General features: G+C 62.4%; 17 protein-coding genes and 1 riboswitch. Of the genes, 10 read left to right on the top strand and 7 right to left on the bottom strand.

Annotated features, from left to right (window positions below):
- Positions 1–71 precede the first annotated feature (71 nt).
- Genes ACRQ5J_RS21500 through ACRQ5J_RS21490 form a run of 3 tightly spaced genes read left to right on the top strand, consistent with a single transcriptional unit; the run spans position 72 to position 3,193 of the window.
- Entirely contained in the window at positions 72–1,565 is a 1,494-nt protein-coding gene (locus ACRQ5J_RS21500) for an acetyl-CoA hydrolase/transferase family protein (protein ID WP_432379634.1), read from the top strand.
- 33 nt (positions 1,566–1,598) lie between these two features.
- Entirely contained in the window at positions 1,599–2,726 is a 1,128-nt protein-coding gene (locus tag ACRQ5J_RS21495; RefSeq protein WP_432379632.1) for a M14 family metallopeptidase, read from the top strand.
- A 2-nt stretch (positions 2,727–2,728) separates the two neighbouring features.
- Positions 2,729–3,193: a CYTH domain-containing protein gene (locus ACRQ5J_RS21490; protein ID WP_432379631.1), complete on the top strand. Its 465-nt coding sequence runs from the start codon at positions 2,729–2,731 to the stop codon at positions 3,191–3,193.
- A gap of 81 nt (positions 3,194–3,274) precedes the next feature.
- On the opposite strand, the gene ACRQ5J_RS21485 is transcribed toward ACRQ5J_RS21490, so the two are convergent.
- The 5 genes from ACRQ5J_RS21485 to ACRQ5J_RS21465 form a co-directional block, all read right to left on the bottom strand.
- Positions 3,275–4,537 carry a DUF2863 family protein gene (locus ACRQ5J_RS21485; protein ID WP_432379629.1) on the bottom strand — a complete coding sequence of 421 codons (1,263 nt, stop codon included), beginning with the start codon at positions 4,535–4,537 and terminating at the stop codon, positions 3,275–3,277.
- Positions 4,538–4,751: 214 nt separating this feature from the next.
- Positions 4,752–7,460, bottom strand: a complete 2,709-nt coding sequence (acnA, locus tag ACRQ5J_RS21480; RefSeq protein ID WP_432379627.1) for an aconitate hydratase AcnA — start codon at positions 7,458–7,460, stop codon at positions 4,752–4,754.
- A gap of 147 nt (positions 7,461–7,607) precedes the next feature.
- A complete protein-coding gene (locus ACRQ5J_RS21475; RefSeq protein ID WP_432379626.1) occupies positions 7,608–8,117 on the bottom strand; it encodes a hypothetical protein in 510 nt (169 codons plus the stop codon).
- The gene (locus ACRQ5J_RS21470; protein WP_432383704.1) at positions 8,118–9,122 is read right to left on the bottom strand and encodes an HpcH/HpaI aldolase/citrate lyase family protein; all 1,005 of its coding nucleotides are present in this window, start codon (positions 9,120–9,122) and stop codon (positions 8,118–8,120) included.
- A 101-nt stretch (positions 9,123–9,223) separates the two neighbouring features.
- Positions 9,224–10,213 carry a malate dehydrogenase gene (locus tag ACRQ5J_RS21465; protein ID WP_432379624.1) on the bottom strand — a complete coding sequence of 330 codons (990 nt, stop codon included), beginning with the start codon at positions 10,211–10,213 and terminating at the stop codon, positions 9,224–9,226.
- 237 nt (positions 10,214–10,450) lie between these two features.
- On the opposite strand from ACRQ5J_RS21465, the gene ACRQ5J_RS21460 reads away from it, so the two are divergent.
- The 7 genes from ACRQ5J_RS21460 to gltA all read left to right on the top strand — a co-directional run bounded on the left by ACRQ5J_RS21460 (position 10,451) and on the right by gltA (position 16,515).
- Positions 10,451–11,236: a GntR family transcriptional regulator gene (locus tag ACRQ5J_RS21460; RefSeq protein WP_432379623.1), complete on the top strand. Its 786-nt coding sequence runs from the start codon at positions 10,451–10,453 to the stop codon at positions 11,234–11,236.
- A gap of 195 nt (positions 11,237–11,431) precedes the next feature.
- Positions 11,432–11,854, top strand: a complete 423-nt coding sequence (gene sdhC, locus ACRQ5J_RS21455) for a succinate dehydrogenase, cytochrome b556 subunit (RefSeq protein WP_432379622.1) — start codon at positions 11,432–11,434, stop codon at positions 11,852–11,854.
- A 1-nt stretch (position 11,855) separates the two neighbouring features.
- Entirely contained in the window at positions 11,856–12,227 is a 372-nt protein-coding gene (sdhD, locus tag ACRQ5J_RS21450) for a succinate dehydrogenase, hydrophobic membrane anchor protein (protein WP_432379620.1), read from the top strand.
- Between the two features lie 2 nt (positions 12,228–12,229).
- Complete coding sequence (gene sdhA / locus ACRQ5J_RS21445; protein ID WP_432379618.1) at positions 12,230–14,008, top strand: succinate dehydrogenase flavoprotein subunit; 1,779 nt, start codon at positions 12,230–12,232, stop codon at positions 14,006–14,008.
- A gap of 11 nt (positions 14,009–14,019) precedes the next feature.
- Positions 14,020–14,730 carry a succinate dehydrogenase iron-sulfur subunit gene (locus ACRQ5J_RS21440; protein ID WP_432379616.1) on the top strand — a complete coding sequence of 237 codons (711 nt, stop codon included), beginning with the start codon at positions 14,020–14,022 and terminating at the stop codon, positions 14,728–14,730.
- Between the two features lie 148 nt (positions 14,731–14,878).
- Complete coding sequence (locus ACRQ5J_RS21435) at positions 14,879–15,160, top strand: succinate dehydrogenase assembly factor 2 (RefSeq protein WP_432379614.1); 282 nt, start codon at positions 14,879–14,881, stop codon at positions 15,158–15,160.
- Between the two features lie 53 nt (positions 15,161–15,213).
- A complete protein-coding gene (gltA, locus tag ACRQ5J_RS21430; protein WP_432379612.1) occupies positions 15,214–16,515 on the top strand; it encodes a citrate synthase in 1,302 nt (433 codons plus the stop codon).
- Positions 16,516–16,661: 146 nt separating this feature from the next.
- On the opposite strand, the gene ACRQ5J_RS21425 is transcribed toward gltA, so the two are convergent.
- Complete coding sequence (locus ACRQ5J_RS21425) at positions 16,662–16,967, bottom strand: hypothetical protein (RefSeq protein WP_432379610.1); 306 nt, start codon at positions 16,965–16,967, stop codon at positions 16,662–16,664.
- Between the two features lie 41 nt (positions 16,968–17,008).
- Positions 17,009–17,112, bottom strand: a riboswitch (SAM-I-IV-variant riboswitch).
- Positions 17,113–17,189: 77 nt separating this feature from the next.
- Positions 17,190–17,522 carry a PilZ domain-containing protein gene (locus ACRQ5J_RS21420; protein WP_432379608.1) on the bottom strand — a complete coding sequence of 111 codons (333 nt, stop codon included), beginning with the start codon at positions 17,520–17,522 and terminating at the stop codon, positions 17,190–17,192.
- Between the last annotated feature and the right edge of the window lie 8 nt (positions 17,523–17,530).

The following is a 17,530-nucleotide window of genomic DNA, read 5'->3' as shown; positions in this document are numbered from 1 at the left end:
AGAATTTAAGTCATAAAACTACAGTTTTTCTGATTCTATACTGAAACAAAAGAATGAGGAGAACCCAAACCATGTACGAAGATCGCATCCGCCGTCCGGCGCTCATGAACCAGCTGATGAGCGCGGAGCAGGCCGCCCTGTTATTCAAGGACGGCATGACAGTGGGCATGAGCGGCTTTACCCGGGCCGGCGACGCCAAGGCGCTGCCGGCGGCGCTGGTCGAGCGCGCGCGTTCGGCGCCGCTGCACCTGACCCTGCTGACCGGCGCTTCGCTCGGCAACGACAGCGACGGCCTGATGGCCAACGCCGGCGTGGTCGCGCGCCGCATGCCGTTCCAGGCCGACGCCGCGCTGCGCCGCAAGATCAACAGCGGCGAGGTGATGTTCATCGACCAGCACCTGTCGGAAACCGCCGAGCAGCTGCGCTCCGGCGACCTGAAGGCGGTCGATATCGCGGTCATCGAAGCGGTGGCGATCACGCCGGATGGCGGCATCATTCCGTCGATGTCGGTCGGGAACACCGCCAACTTCGTGCAGCAGGCCGACAAGGTGATCGTCGAGATCAACCTGAGCGCGCCGCTGGCGCTGGAGGGCTTCCACGATATCTACGTGCCCGGCGCCCGTCCGTACCGCGAGGCGATTCCGCTGCTGACGCCATGGCAGCGCATCGGCGCCGCCGCGATTGCGGTGCCGCCCGAGCGCATCGCCGCCATCGTCATCACCGATAGCCCCGACAGCCCGTCCAACGCGCTGCCGCCGGATCACGAGACCGACGCCATCGCGCGCCACGTCATCGCCTTCCTCGAAGGCGAGGTGAAAGCAGGGCGCATGGAGCCGTCGCTGCGGCCGCTGCAGGCGGGCATCGGCACCATCGCCAACGCCGTGCTGCATGGCCTGATCGATTCGCCGTTCCACGACATGACCATGTATTCGGAGGTGTTGCAGGACAGCGCCATCGAGCTGCTCGATTCCGGCCAGCTGAAGATGGCGTCGGCGTCGTCGATCACGCTGTCGGCGGCCATGCACGAGAAGTTCATCTGCAACATCGAGCAGTACCGCGAGCGCGTGGTGCTGCGGCCGCAGGAGATCAGCAACCACCCGGAGATCGTGCGCCGGCTGGGCATCATCGCGCTGAACACGGCGCTGGAGTTCGACATTTATGGCAACGTCAATTCGACCCACGTTGGCGGCACGCATATGATGAACGGCATCGGCGGCTCGGGCGACTTCGCGCGCAACGGCCAGCTGTCGATTTTCGTCAGCAAGTCGGTGGCCAAGGATGGCGCGATTTCCAGCGTGGTGCCGTTCGCCGCGCACGTCGACCACACCGAGCACGATGTCGACCTGCTGGTGTCGGAATGGGGCCTGGCCGACCTGCGCGGCCTGGCGCCGCGCGAGCGCGCGCCGCTTATCATCGAGAACTGCGCGCACCCGGATTATCGCCCGCAACTGCGCGCCTATTTCGAGGAGGCGAGGCAGGGCGGCGGGCAGACCCCGCATGTGCTGGAAAAGGCCTTGTCGTGGCATGCCCGCTATAAACGCGAAGGGAGCATGCTGGTAAAATAATGGTCATTAGCGTTCACTTAGTATTGGATCAACATGACCATCAAAATCAGCCAGAACTTCGACTCCGGCGCCATCGAAGTGCTGCGCGCCGACAGTGCTTCCACCATCGAACTGAATCTGCGCAAGGACTCTCACGCTGACATCCACCAGTGGTTCCACTTCCGCGTACAGGGCGCGCGCGGCCAGAAGCTGACGATGCGCTTCGTGAACGCCGGCCAGGCGACTTACGCCAAGGGCTTCGAGGATTACCAGGCCGTTGCCAGCTACGACACGGAGAACTGGTTCCGCGTGCCGACCAAGTTCGATGGCGCGGTCATGACGATCAATCACACGCCGGACACCGACAGCATCTACTACGCTTACTTCGAGCCGTATTCGTTCGAGCGCCATCTGCGCCTGCTGGGCGAGGTGGGCGAGCATCCGCTGGCGCGCGTGCACGATCTCGGCTCGACGGTCGATGGCCGCGATATGAACCTGGTTGTCATCGGCAAGCCGGAAGCGGAAAAGAAAATCTGGTTCATCGCGCGCCAGCACCCTGGCGAGTCGATGGCCGAGTGGTTCATCGAAGGCCTGATCGATTCGCTGCTGGACGATGCCAATCCGATCGCCCGCAAGCTGCTGCAGCGCTGCGTGTTCTACATTGTGCCGAACATGAATCCGGACGGTTCGGTGCGCGGCAACCTGCGCACCAACGCCGCCGGCGCGAACCTGAACCGCGAGTGGATGACGCCTTCGGTCGAGCGCAGCCCGGAAGTGCTGTATGTGAAGCAGAAGATGCACGAAACCGGCATCGACATGTTCTTCGACATCCATGGCGACGAGGCGCTGCCTTACAACTTCGTGGCCGGCAACGAGATGCTGGAGAACTTCAGCGACGAGCGTCGCCAGAAGCAGCAGGCCTTCATTGACCGCTACAAGAACGCCTCGCCGGACTTCCAGGACAAGGTGGGCTATGCCGCCAGCAAGTACAAGGAAGACATGCTGACGCTGGCCTCGAAGTATGTCGGTCACCACTTCGGCTGCCTGGCGCTGACGCTGGAAATGCCGTTCAAGGACAACGCCGACCTGCCGGACCCGCACGTGGGCTGGAATGGCGCGCGCAGCGCGGCGCTGGGCGCGGCGATCCTGCAGCCTATCCTGCTGTCGCTGGACGACTACTGATCGTGGGCGTCGAGATCGAACGCAAGTTCCTGCTGTCCGGCGATGGCTGGATGCACCTGGGCGAGCCGGTGTTTTTCAAGCAGGGCTACTTGTCCTCGCAGAAGGAGCGGGTGGTGCGCGTGCGTATCGAGGGCGAGCGGGCGGTGATGACGATCAAGGGCGCTAGCAAGGGCGCGACGCGCGGCGAATGGGAGTACGAGATTCCTGTCGCCGATGCGGCCGAGCTGCTCGATGGTTTGTGCGAGCAGCCTTTGATCGAGAAGTATCGCCGCCGCATCGAGTTCGGCGGCAATGTCTGGGAAGTCGATGAGTTCCTCGGCGTGAATGCCGGGCTGGTGGTGGCGGAGATCGAGTTGCAGTCGGAAGACCAGCAGTTCGATAAGCCGGACTGGATCGGCGAGGAGGTCACCGGCGATGCGCGTTACTTCAATTCCAGCCTGATCAAGAAGCCGTTCTCCACCTGGTAACGCCCCCGTCGTTCCCGCGCAGGCGGGAACCCATGCCGAGCTGGCATTCCATGGGTTCCCGCCTGCGCGGGAACGACGGGCTTAGTGGAAGTGCTCGGTGCCGCTTGGCGCGTCTTCGGGCATTTCCGCGTGCGCCAGCTCACCTTGCGGATCGGCGAACAGCGGCGCGCCGCAGTCGTCGCAAAACTCCACCACATAGCGCTCGCTATGCTTTTTGATCTGCGTGATGCCGGCCGCGTTGAGGTGGGAGATGATGTCTTCCACCGGCGTGAGCGGCTTCTGCTGGCCGCCGATCGCGCCCGGACCTTCAGGCGGCGTGCCTTCCTCGTCCTCCTGGCCATACAGCGGCCACACCACACCATAGATCACATCCGTCGACGAACGCTGGGTGAAGGCCACGCGGTATTCGTCCACCTGCCCATCGGCGCTTTCCTCGCCGAAGCCGGCGATGACCGCGCGCAGGTCGGACGGCTCGACGTCCAGCGTGTGCGTCAGGTAGTGCACGGCCGCGCGGATCGACACCGGGCGTATCAGCTTGTCCGCCTCGCGGCAGGCCATGTAGTAGGCTTCCGGCAGCAGCAGCTCGACGCCGCAGCCCGGCAACAGGCGGTTGATGGTCGGCGTGGCTTGCGCGCGCCAGGCTTCCAGCGCGGCACTGCGCTCGGCGGCGAAGCCGGACTGGTGTTCCGGCATCTGCCAGCGGAACAGCGGCGCACCGGCCGGCGCCACCACGGCCACCAGCAGGTAGCGCGTGTCGGCCAGGAAGGGAGCGGTCTCCGGCACCTTGGTGTCGGCTTTCAGCGTGGTGCCCTTGATGGCGGCCTGCGCCAGCTTCTGCACCTTGGCGTAGGTTTCGACGTGGCTGCGCGGCAGCTGGTCGATCGAGAACAGCGTCGGCGACATGGCCAGCTGCGTGCCGTCGGCCAGCAGGTGGGCGGCGAAGTGCGCCGTCAGCGTTTGCAGGATGTCGGCCGGGATGGCGCCGGAGGCGATGGCGAAGCGGGTCCAGGCCAGGATCGGCGCGGCCACCAGCAGCACGTCATACGGCTTGCTGACGCCGTCGGCGGTATCGATGGTGAGGTGGCTCGATTCGCTGACCGCTTCCACGCCGTCCATCAGCACGTCGTAGGCGTTCAGGTCTTCCTTGAACAGCGCGTTGAGGGTGGCGTCGATGGTGTCCTGGTGGCCCGTCTTCAGCAGTTTCTGAAGCTGTGCATCGAGGGAGTGTTCCCATGCCCGTTCTTCGATGCGGCTGGCCGCCTGCCCGACTGCCTGGGCATAGGTGGCGAGGCGCTGGCTCTCGGCGGACAACTTGTGGGGTGAAGCTTGTTTTGAACGACGCATTGCGCGAAGAGTCTCATTAAAAGTGAATAAAACGGATTATGACCCTATTGTAGATGATTCGGCAAACGTGCATAGAAAAAGCCGGGCAAGCCCGGAACGCCGTTAAGTCGGTCGCGGTCGTTCCCGCTTGCGCGGGAACGACACGGTGCAATTTCAAGCGCGACTTAACGGCATTACGGGCAAGCCCGGCTTTTTTAGCGATAAAGCGCGAACCTTACGCGGCCAGCAGCTGGCGCAGGACGAACGGCAGGATGCCGCCGTGCTTGTAGTAGTCGACTTCGATCGGGGTGTCGATGCGCAGCAGTACCTTGACGTCCTGGCTGCTGCCGTCTTCACGGTGGATCACCAGCGTGGCCAGCTGTTGCGGCTTGATTTCGCCGTCCAGGCCCTTCAGGTCGTAGGTTTCCTTGCCGGTGATGCCCAGCGATTCGACCGAGTCGTTGCCGATGAATTGCAGCGGCAGCACGCCCATGCCGACCAGGTTGGAACGGTGGATGCGCTCGAACGAACGCACGATCACCGCTTTCACGCCCAGCAGCTGGGTGCCCTTGGCGGCCCAGTCGCGCGACGAGCCGGTGCCGTACTCTTCGCCGCCGAACACCATGGTCGGGGTGCCGGCCGCCACGTACTTCATGGCCGCGTCGTAGATCGACAGCTGTTCGCCCGATGGCTGGTGGATCGTGATGCCGCCTTCGACCGCCGAACCGTCGGCTTTCGGCGGGATCATCTTGTTCTTGATGCGGACGTTGGCGAAGGTGCCGCGCATCATGATCTCGTGGTTGCCGCGGCGCGAGCCGTAGGAGTTGAAGTCGGCTTTCTGCACGCCGTTTTCCTTCAGCCATTTACCGGCCGGGCCGTCTTCCTTGATCGAGCCGGCAGGGGAGATGTGGTCGGTGGTGATCGAGTCGCCGAATACGCCCAGCGCGCGGGCGCCGGTGATGTTCGGATCGGTCGCCTTCGGCGTCATCTCGAAGCCGTCGAAGAATGGCGGCTCGGCGATGTAGGTCGAGGCCGGCCAGTTGTAGACCTGGCCTTCGGTCGACGACACGTGCTCCCACAGCTTGCCCGGATTGCCCTTGACGTCGGCGTAGTTCGATTTGAACACTTTCGAGTTCATCGCAAACTTCATCAGCTTGGCGATCTCCTGCGAGGTCGGCCAGATGTCGCCCAGGTACACGTCCTTGCCATTGCTGCCCTTGCCAACCGGCTGGGTCATCAGGTCAACGGTCATGTTGCCGGCGATGGCGTAGGCCACCACCAGCGGCGGCGAGGCCAGGAAGTTGGAGCGGATGTTCGGGTGGATACGCGCTTCGAAGTTACGGTTGCCCGACAGCACGGCCGAAGCGACGATGTCGTTCGAGGTGATGGCGGCGTTCAGTTCCGGCGTCAGGTCGCCGGCGTTGCCGATGCAGGTGGTGCAGCCGTAGGCGGTGACGCCGAAGCCCAGTTTCTCCAGGTACGGCAGCAGGCCGGCGGCGGTCAGGTACTCGGTCACCACGCGCGAGCCGGGGGCCAGCGACGACTTGATGTGCGGCGCCACGGTCAGGCCGGCTTCAACGGCCTTCTTGGCCAGCAGGCCGGCGGCCAGCAGCACGCTCGGGTTGGAGGTATTGGTGCACGAGGTGATCGCGGCGATCAGCACGTCGCCGTTCTTGACGTGCACGCCGTTGCTGGTGGTGTAGGTCTGGCTCAGGTCTTCCGGTTTTTTGTTGAAGCCGTTTTCCGAGGTCGGTTTCGAGAACAGCTCGATGAAGTTGTTCTTGACGTTGCCGATTTCGATACGGTCCTGAGGGCGCTTCGGACCGGCCAGCGACGGCGTAACGTCGGTCAGGTTCAGTTCCAGCACGCGGGTGTAGTCGATGTCGCCGGCTTTCGATACGCCGTACATGCCCTGCGCCTTGAAGTAGGCGGCGAAGGCGTCGATCTCCGCCTTGGTGCGGCCGGTGCCCTCGAAATACTCGATGGTGGCGTCGTCGACCGGGAAGAAGCCCATGGTGGCGCCGTATTCCGGCGCCATGTTGGCGATGGTGGCGCGGTCGGTGACCGACAGCGTCTCGGTGCCTTCGCCGAAGAATTCGACGAACTTGCCGACCACCTTGGCCTTGCGCAGCATTTCGGTGATGGTCAGCACCAGGTCGGTCGCGGTGCAGCCTTCGCGCAGCACGCCGGTCAGGTTGACGCCGATCACGTCCGGGGTCAGGAAGTAGACCGGCTGGCCCAGCATGCCGGCTTCCGCCTCGATGCCGCCGACGCCCCAGCCGACCACGCCGATGCCGTTGATCATCGTGGTGTGCGAGTCGGTGCCGACCAGCGAGTCAGGGTAGTAGACGCCGTTGGCATCCTTGTGGACGCCGCGCGCCAGGTATTCCAGGTTGACCTGGTGGACGATGCCGAAGCCCGGCGGCACCACGCCGAAGGTGTCGAAGGCCTGCATGCCCCACTTCATGAACTGGTAGCGCTCGTTGTTGCGCTGGAATTCCAGTTTCATGTTCAGGTCCAGCGCCTTCGGCTCGCGGAAGTGGTCGATGGTGACCGAGTGGTCGACCACCAAGTCGACCGGCACCAGCGGCTCGATTTTCTTGGCGTTCACGCCCATCTTGTAGGCGACGTTGCGCATCGCGGCCAAGTCGGCCAGCAGCGGCACGCCGGTGAAGTCCTGCAGCACCACGCGCGCGACCACGAACGGGATTTCGTCGGTGCGCTCGCCGGTGGCCGACCAGTTGGCCACTTGTCGGACGTGTTCTTCGGTGACTTTTTTGCCGTCGACGTTACGCAGTACGGACTCCAGCACCACGCGGATCGAGATCGGCAGGCGGGAAATTTTGGCGCCCAGGCTCTTTTCCAGCGCCGGCAGCGAGTAGAACTTGGCCTTCTTGCCCGCGATGTCGAATTCCTTAAGCGTGTTCAGAGTGTTGTGTGACATGACCTCTCCTTCGTATTGGGTATCGTCTATTTTAAAAAGCGTGGTGCTGCTGTTGTGACGTCGTTCCCGCGCAGGCGGGAATCCATGCTGAGCCGGTCCCGCAGGCGCTCTATGGATTCCCGCCTGCGCGGGAATGACGGGCTATCGTTATTGCTGAACCGTATCGGCCGGCGTGTCGGCCGTCACCACCGGCTTCATTTGTTCGGCGTTGCGGCACTCGTTGGCCAGCTGGCGGTTCTGCTTGGAGTCGAGCAGCATGCCCTTGGCCGGGATGCCGATCCAGATCAGGCCGTACAGCTTGTTCTCGAAGCGCAGCGCGCCGGTGGTGGTGCCCACGCGCGTCAGGCGGTGCAGGCGCTTTTTCCAGCGCAGCGCGATGTGGCTGTCGTCGCCGGCGTTCTGGTAGATGGTGATCTTGTTGCCCAGTTCGCAGTCGAAGTCGGTGGCGGCGGTGTCGGTGATGACCGGCTCGTCCTCTTCCTCGTTCGGCACTTTCGGCTCGGCCGGCTTGGCGGCCTTCTTGGCCTTGGCGGCGGTCTTCTTGACCGCTTCCTTCTTGACCGGTTTCTTGACCTCGCCTTCGGCGTGGGCGCCGGCGGCAAGGGTCAGCGAGGCCAGCGCGAGACTGCAGGCCATGAATAATTTGGAGATCGACATTTAATTTGCTTCCTGTGGCTGGTCGGGGGACGGACCGTTGAACAGCGGCGCCACCGATTCCGGCAGGCTCAGGCCCGCCAGCTTGGCGCGTTGCAAAACAGTCCAATAATATCTGTAGCTGGCGCGATCGTGCAATCGGCCATTTTGGGCAATCGGGCCCCACTGCGCGGCCGCCGCCTCGTGCAGGATGGCGGCCGCCTCGTTCACTTCCGACAGACGCGGCGTGAAGGTCTTGATGATCGGCTTGATCTGGTTCGGGTGGATGCTCCACATGCGCGTATAGCCGAATTCGGCGGCGGCGCGCTGGGCGTCGTTGGCGGCCACCGCCGTGTCCTTGATGTCGGTGGTGACGTTATGCGACGGCACCTTGCCGTGCGCGTGGCAGGCGGCGGCGATATCGAGCTTGGCGCGTACCACCAGCGGGTGCGTGAACTGGCCCGGCGTGCGCATCGCGCTGCCGGGAATGGCGCCGTAGTGCGACGAGACGAAGTCCATGATGCCGAACGACAGGCACTGCACCTGCGGCAACGCGGCGATGGCGTAGACGTCGTGCAGCGCGCCGTGGGTTTCGATCAGCACGTGGACCGGCAGGTCCTTGCGGCCGGCGCGGGCGGCGTGCGTCTCGATCAGCTTGATGGCGCGCGCCACCTCGTCGACGCTGTGCACCTTGGGCAGCACGATGTAGGCCAGGCGCGCGGCGGCGTCGCAGATGAGTTCGACGTCCTGCGCGAACCAGGGGCTGTGCACGTCGTGCACGCGGGCGCCGATGCGGTTGAATTGGTTCTCGGCGGAGTTGACCAGCTGCGCCACCAGGCGGGCGTGGGCTTCCTCGTTGCCGGCGCTGGCGCCGTCCTCGCAGTCGAGGGTGATGTCGAACAGCGGGCCAAGTTCTTGTTGCAGGGCGATCGATTTGCGCATCAGCTTCTCGGAGCCGGCGTAATGGTCGCAGGCGGGCAGCAGCAGCGGCTGGCGATTACCCTGGAATAAAACCTCGGATGGGTGCATGCGTGATGGTGCGGTAGAAGAAATAACCGCCGCGCTGCTCTCGGCAGCGCGGCGGGTGCGGCGGATCGGTTGTTTAACCGGTTCCACGGGCAGGGAAGGGCTTATGGCAGCAGGTGCTTGACGCCTTCGCGCTCTTCGGTCAGTTCTTTCAGGGTCAGGTTGATGCGTTCTTGCGAGAAGGCGTCGATTTCCAGGCCTTGAACGATTTTGTATTCACCGTTTTCGGTGGTGACCGGGAAGCCGAACACGATGCCTTCAGGGATGCCGTACGAACCGTCCGACGGCACGCCCATGGTGGTCCACTTGCCGTTGGTGCCGACGTGCCAGTCGTGCACGTGGTCGATGGCGGCGTTGGCGGCCGAAGCAGCCGACGACAGGCCGCGCGCTTCGATGATGGCGGCGCCGCGCTTGCCGACGGTCGGCAGGAAGGTGTTGGCGTTCCATTCCTGGTCGTTGATCAGTTCCTTGACGTTTTTGCCGTTGACGGTGGCGAAACGGTAGTCGGCGTACATGGTCGGCGAGTGGTTGCCCCACACGGTCAGCTTCTCGATGTCTTTCACCTGGGTGCCGGTTTTGGCGGCCACTTGCGACAGCGCGCGGTTGTGGTCCAGGCGCAGCATGGCGGTGAAGTTCTTCGCTGGCAGCGAAGGGGCCGATTTCATGGCGATGTAGGCGTTGGTGTTGGCAGGGTTGCCGACCACCAGCACTTTGACGTTGCGCGATGCCACCTGGTCCAGCGCCTTGCCCTGGGCGGTGAAGATCTGCGCGTTGGCTTCCAGCAGGTCCTTGCGCTCCATGCCTGGGCCACGTGGGCGGGCGCCAACCAGCACGGCGTAGTCGACGTCCTTGAACGCGGTCAGCGGGTCGGAGTGCGCGGTCATCTCGGCCAGCAGCGGGAATGCGCAATCGTCGATTTCCATCATGACGCCCTTCAGCGCCTTCTGCGCCTTCTCGTCAGGGATTTCCAGCAGTTGCAGAATGACTGGTTGATCCTTGCCGAGCATGTCGCCGTTGGCGATGCGGAACAGCAGTGCGTAACCGATTTGACCAGCAGCGCCGGTGACAGCAACGCGCAATGGGGTTTTAGCCATGATGAATCTCCAAAGTGTGTAAGTAAAACGTTCTTGAAGCTGGACCGTGGGCAGGTCCGGGAAATCGTAATCATACTGCAAAAATCAACGCTTATAATGATGTATCCATAAGTGTTGGCGGCGAGTGTAGGCCTGTCACCACTATCTGTCAATCCTATCTTATGTCTTATATAAGACAGATAACTTATTGCCGTTTTTTCTGGACGGCACTGTTCATTTGTGGTGAAATCTTGGTCTATGAGTTCCGCGCCACCCAATCCGAACAACAATGCTACCGCTGCCAGCGCCGGTAGTGCGGCTACGGTGTCGCCTACTTTCTCCCCGTTGTACCAGCAAATCAAGGCCCTGATCACCAAGAGCCTGCAGTCCGGCGAATGGAAGCCGGGCGAACTGATCCCCAGCGAAGTGGAACTGGCCAACCGTTTCAAGGTCAGCCAGGGCACCGTGCGCAAGGCGATCGACGAGCTGGCCGCCGAGAACCTGGTCATGCGCAAGCAGGGCAAGGGCACGTTTGTTTCCACCCATCATGAAGAACGGGCGCAGTTCCGCTTCCTGCGGCTGATGCCGGACGAGGGCGTGCCGCATCCGGGCGTGAGCCAGTTCATCGAAGTCAAGCGCATGCGCGCGCCGGCCGACGTGGCGCGCCTGCTGGACCTGAAGTCCGGCGACGCCGTGATCTTTGTGAAGCGGGTGCAGCATTTCGACGGCGTGCCGACCATCGTCGAGGAGCTGTGGCTGCCCGGCATCACCTTCAAGGGGCTGACGGCCGAGCGGCTGGAAGAATACAAGGGCCCGATGTACGGGCTGTTCGAATCCGAATTCGGCACGCGGATGATACGTGCCACCGAGAAAATCCGCGCCGTGTGCGCCGCCGAGGGCGACGCCGCGCTGCTGAAGGTTGCCGTCAACACGCCGCTGCTGGCGTCGGAGCGGGTGTCGTTTACGTACGGCGACAAGCCGGTCGAGCTGCGCCGCGGCCTGTACCTGACCGAGCGCCACCATTATCACAACGAGTTGAATTGAAGGAGACCGGCGCGCAGTCATACGCCCGTAGCATTGTTGCGCTGATAATACGTTGAGCTACGGAAAGTAGCCGCCCGCCGCCGCCGCAGACCACTATTTTGGTTATATGTAACAATAGATATTGGTTATGAGAGTGGAAATCGGCGAAAATCGCAGTCTTACCAAAATTTTGTATTAGCCTGAGGAGGTCTTGTTATGTCAGAAGCCGTGAGGGAAGCCCCTAAAAAAGAACGGCCGGAGTTCCGTAACATTCACGTTACCGAGCTGTCCAACTACCGTATGACGCCAGCCGCTTATGTGTCGATCCTGCACCGCATCTCCGGTGTCGGCATGTTCGTGCTGCTGCCTTTCGTGCTGTATCTCTTGCAGAATTCGCTGCGTTCCGAGATCTCTTTCGCTTACTACGAAGGTTTCGTCACCTACCCGCTGGTCAAGCTGATCATCCTCGGCCTGAGCTGGAGCTTCCTGCACCATATGTGCGCCGGCATCCGTCACCTGGTGATGGACCTGCACATCGGCCTGGACAAGCAGTCCGCGCGCAAATCGTCGATCACCGTGCTGGTCATCAGCCTGGCGCTGACCGCGCTGATCGCCCTGAAACTGTTTGGAGTATTCTGAGATGTCCATCAACGATAACGGTATCGGCCCTAAGCGCCGCGTGGTCGGCGCCCACTACGGCGTCAAGGACTGGCTGGTGCAGCGCGTCACCGCGGTCATCATGGTGGCGTACACCGCCATCCTGCTGCTGGCCTTCCTGACCGGCCAGAATTTCACCTATGAAGGCTGGGCCGGCCTGTTCGCCCAGCAATGGTTCAAACTGATCAGCGCAGTGACGCTGATCGGCCTGTTCTACCACGCCTGGGTAGGCATGCGTGACGTCTGGATGGACTATGTGCGCGCCGTCGGCGTGCGCCTGTTCCTGCAAATCGCCACCATCGCCTGGCTGATCGGCTGCGCCGTGTGGTCGATTCAAATTATCTGGAGTGTGTAATCGTGGCAGCTATTAAATCTGGTATTCCAACCCGCCGCTTTGACGCGGTAATCGTCGGCGCCGGCGGCTCCGGCATGCGCGCATCGCTGCAACTGGCCGAAGCCGGCCTGAACGTCGCGGTGCTGTCGAAAGTCTTCCCGACCCGCTCGCACACCGTGGCGGCGCAGGGCGGCATCGGCGCCTCGCTCGGCAATATGGCAGAAGACAACTGGTTCTGGCACATGTTCGACACCGTCAAGGGTGGCGACTACCTGGGCGACCAGGACGCGATCGAATTCATGTGCCGCGAAGCACCGAAGGTCGTGTACGAGCTGGAACACTTCGGCATGCCGTTCGACCGCAACCCGGACGGCACCATCTACCAGCGTCCGTTCGGCGGCCACACCGCCAACTTCGGCGAGAAAGCCGTGCAGCGCGCCTGCGCCGCGGCCGACCGTACCGGCCACGCGCTGCTGCACACGCTGTACCAGCGTAACGTGCGCGCCCGTACCCACTTCTTCGTCGAGTGGATGGCGCTGGACCTGATCCGCGACGCCGAAGGCGACGTGGTCGGCGTGGTCGCGCTGGAAATGGAAACCGGCGATGTCATGATCCTGGAAGCCAAGACCACCATCTTCGCCACCGGCGGCGCCGGCCGCATCTTCGCCGCGTCCACCAACGCCTTCATCAACACCGGCGACGGCATGGGCATGGCGGCGCGCGCCGGCCTGCCGCTGCAAGACATGGAATTCTGGCAGTTCCACCCGACCGGCGTGGCCGGCGCCGGCGTGCTGATTACCGAAGGTGTGCGCGGTGAGGGCGGTATCCTGATTAACTCCGAGGGCGAACGTTTCATGGAACGTTATGCGCCGACGCTGAAAGACCTGGCGCCGCGCGACTTCGTCTCCCGTTCGATGGACCAGGAGATCAAGGAAGGCCGCGGCTGCGGTCCGAACAAGGACCACGTGATGCTGGACCTGCGCCACATCGGCAAGGACACCATCGAGAAGCGTTTGCCGTCGATTCTGGAAATCGGCCACAAGTTCGCCAACGTCGATGCGACCAAGGAACCGATCCCGGTCGTGCCGACCATCCACTACCAGATGGGCGGCATCCCGACCAACATCCACGGCCAGGTGGTGACGCCAAACGGCGACGGCACGCAGAAAGTGGTCAACGGCCTGTACGCGATCGGCGAATGCGCCTGCGTGTCGGTGCACGGCGCCAACCGCCTCGGCACCAACTCGCTGCTGGACCTGGTGGTGTTCGGCCGCGCGGCCGGCAACCACGTGGTGGCCTCGAACCTGAAGCAGAAGGAAAACAAGCCGCTGCCGAAAGACGCGGCCGACTTCGCGCTGAACCGCCTGAACAAGCTGGAAACCTCGACCGGCGGCGAAAAAGTGCAGGGCGTCGCCAACGACATCCGTTCGACCATGCAGAAATACTGTGGCGTGTTCCGTACCGACGAGATGCTGAACAAGGGCGTGGAAGAAATCCTGAAACTCGACGAGCGCCGCAAGCACGTGTCGTTCCAGGACAAGTCCAAGGTGTTCAACACCGCCCGCGTTGAAGCGCTGGAACTGGACAACCTGATCGAAACCGCGAAAGCCACCATCGTTTCGGCTGCGGCCCGCAAGGAATCGCGCGGCGCCCACGCCCACGATGACTACCCGCACCGCGACGACGACAACTGGATGAAGCATACCCTGTGGTACTCGGAAGGCAACCGCCTCGACTACAAGGCGGTGGTGACCAAGCCGCTGACGGTTGATACCTTCAAACCGAAACCACGTACTTTCTAAGGCTATACAACATGGCACGCACTCTGAAACTGAAAATCTACCGTTACGATCCGGATCGTGACGCCAAGCCGTACATGCAGGATGTCACCGTCGAGCTGAAAGACACCGACAAGATGCTGCTGGACGCGCTGCAACGCATCAAGTCCGACGTCGATGACTCGCTGGCCCTGCGCCGCTCGTGCCGCGAAGGCGTGTGCGGTTCGGACGCGATGAACATCAACGGCAAGAACGGCCTGGCTTGCACCACCAACCTGAACGAGCTGACCGAGCCTATCGTGCTGCGTCCGCTGCCAGGCCTGCCGGTGATCCGCGACCTGATCGTCGACATGACGCAGTTCTTCAAGCAGTACGATTCGATTAAGCCGTACCTGATCAACGATTCGATCCGTCCTGAAAAAGAACGCCTGCAAACCCCGGAACAGCGCGAAGAGCTGGACGGCCTGTACGAGTGCATCCTGTGCGCGTGCTGCTCGACCTCGTGCCCGTCGTTCTGGTGGAATCCGGACAAGTTCGTCGGTCCTGCCGGCCTGCTGCAAGCCTACCGCTTCATCGCCGACTCGCGCGACGAAGCCACCGGCCAGCGCCTGGACAACCTGGAAGACCCGTACCGCCTGTTCCGCTGCCACTCGATCATGAACTGCGTCGATGTCTGCCCTAAGGGTCTGAACCCGAACAAGGCGATCGGCAAGATCAAAGAACTGATGGTACGCCGCGCAATCTAAGCCCCGTCGTCCCCGCGCAGGCGGGGACCCATGCCGAGCCTGCGTTCAGGCGCTCTATGGATTCCCGCCGACGCGGGAATGACAGTAGTTTTCTATTAGAGCAGTAGCTCCAGCAACATCGGAGCACAACGTGTAAAGTAGCAAAACGATGACTGAAACGAATCACTCCGCGCATCAGTCCGATCCAGCCAACCGCGCCCGCCTGCGCTGGCGCGCCCGCCGGGGTCTGCTGGAAAACGACATCATCCTCACCCGTTTTCTGGATGCGCGTGAAACTGAATTGACCGACGAGGAAGTGGACGCGTTAACGCGGCTCCTCGACTTGTCGGACAATGCCCTGATGGATCTGGTACTGGCCCGTAAAGAGCCGGAAGGCGAGATTGACCTGCCGCACGTTCGCGCGTTGCTGCAGCAGTTGCGCCTGGCGTAGCAGCACACCCAGTTTCTTTTTACTTGCATCATCTCTCCAAGAAGGAAGAGTCCATGAATATCTCTGATAACAAAGCCACTCTCTCGTTCTCCGACGGCAGCGCCTCGGTCGAATTCCCGATCTACAAAGGCACCGTTGGTCCCGACGTGATCGATATCCGCAAACTGTACGGCGCGACCGGCAAGTTCACCTACGACCCAGGCTTCATGTCGACGGCGTCGTGCAACTCGTCGATCACCTACATCGACGGCGACAAGGGCGAACTGCAGTACCGCGGCTACCCGATCGAACAGCTGGCGGTGAACGCCGACTTCATGGAGTCGTGCTACCTGCTGCTGAACGGTGAACTGCCGAACGCCAAGCAGAAGCAGGAATTCGTGGACACCGTGACCAAGCACACCATGGTGCACGAGCAGATGCAATTCTTCTTCCGCGGCTTCCGCCGCGACGCCCACCCGATGTCGGTGCTGGTTGGCACGGTCGGCGCGCTGGCCTCGTTCTACCACGACTCGCTGGACATCAACGACGCCAAGCAGCGTGAAATCTCGGCCATCCGCCTGATCGCCAAGATGCCGACCCTGGTGGCGATGGCCTACAAGTACTCGATCGGCCAGCCGTTCATGTACCCGCGCAACGACCTGTCGTACTCGGCCAACTTCATGCGCATGATGTTCGGCAATCCGTGCGAAGAATACAAAGTCAACGACGTGCTGGTGCGCGCGCTGGACCGCATCCTGATCCTGCACGCCGACCACGAGCAGAACGCTTCGACCTCGACCGTGCGTCTGGCCGGTTCGTCGGGCGCCAACCCGTTCGCCTGTATCGCTGCCGGTATCGCCTGCCTGTGGGGCCCTGCTCACGGCGGCGCCAACGAAGCAGCACTGACCATGCTGAAGGAAATCGGCTCGGTTGAGAACATTCCTGACTTCATCGCCAAGGTCAAAGACAAGAACTCCGGCGTCAAGCTGATGGGCTTCGGTCACCGCGTCTACAAAAACTTCGACCCGCGCGCGAAGCTGATGCGCGAAACCTGCCACGAAGTGCTGGCCGAACTGGGCCTGCAGGACGATCCGCTGTTCAAGCTGGCGATGGAACTGGAAAAGATCGCGCTGAACGACGAATACTTCGTTTCGCGCAAGCTGTACCCGAACGTCGACTTCTACTCGGGCATCGTGCAATCGGCGCTGGGCATTCCAGTGTCGCTGTTCACCGGCATCTTCGCGATGGCGCGTACCATCGGCTGGATCGCCCAGTGGAACGAAATGATCGCCGATCCAGAGCAAAAAATCGGCCGTCCACGTCAGCTGTTCATCGGCTCGACCGTGCGCGACGTGCCGCCGCTGGACAAGCGTTAATCCATGCGTAGCATGTAGCACTAAAAAAACGGGCCTCGGCCCGTTTTTTCGCCGTCGTTCCCGCGCAGGCGGGAACCCATGCTGAGCATGAACAGCCCGCGCCCCATGGATTCCCGCCTGCGCGGGAATGACGAGGGGCGCTGGCCTCAAGCCTTGGCCGCGCTATCGAAATGCAGCATATGCTCGACGTGCACCTTGATTTCACTATTCAGGCTGGCGAGAGCCTTGCGCAGGGCGCGGGCCGAGCCTTCGCCGATGCCGCCGACCGTAATGCTATGCTCATAACTGCCGCCACGCCGCTGGATCAGCCATTTGTCGACGCGCGCGCTGGCGCTCTTTAACGTGGATTCCAGCTGGCCGGCGGCAGGTTCGCCAGCGCCCAGCGACAGGTGGAAGGTGTGGGTCATGCGGAACTGGCTGTCCAGCGGTGCGGTGTGTGGGGAAGTGGTCATGGTGTTCTCCTGAAAGCTTGGCTCGATTTGGAGTAACCATGTCACACCCGCTTCGTTGCCGTTAAAAGGCCGCATCGCCGCAATGGCTTCCACCTTGCCCGGGGAGGCAGGTTGGCGTCGGATCAACCGACTCTTGATGCTGATGAGCTATAGCGAAAATCCGTTATAGCGAAAGTGTGTTCAATATAGCGGAAAACGCGCGGTCATGCAACCGGCCTGCGCTTATTGATTTTCTTGCAGCAGCTGGTGGAAGACGGCGCGGCTGGCGTCGTCGATGCGCAGGAATTGGACGCCGGTCTTGAAGCCGAGTTCGGCGTCGGGATCGCTGTAGACCACCTGGCCCATGGCCAGCACGCTGTGGTCGATATCGCCCAGCTGCACATTGAAGGAGACGGCGCAGTATTGCGCCAGGCGCATCTGGCTTCCGGTTTGCAGGCTGATGCCGCCGTGGGACAGGTCCAGCGTGTGGACCTCGTGGCGGCTTTCATCGGTCATGGTCAGCACGGCCGGCTGGCGGACAGCATGGCGGCGGGCGGTGCGGGCTTTCTGAATCATAATGCTAG

The sequence above is a fragment of the Duganella sp. P38 genome (genome assembly GCF_050859475.1).
Taxonomy (GTDB): Bacteria; Pseudomonadota; Gammaproteobacteria; order Burkholderiales; family Burkholderiaceae_D; genus Rugamonas.
The sequence above is the reverse complement of the archived record's forward strand: the minus strand, read 5'-3'. Positions and strand labels throughout refer to the sequence as shown.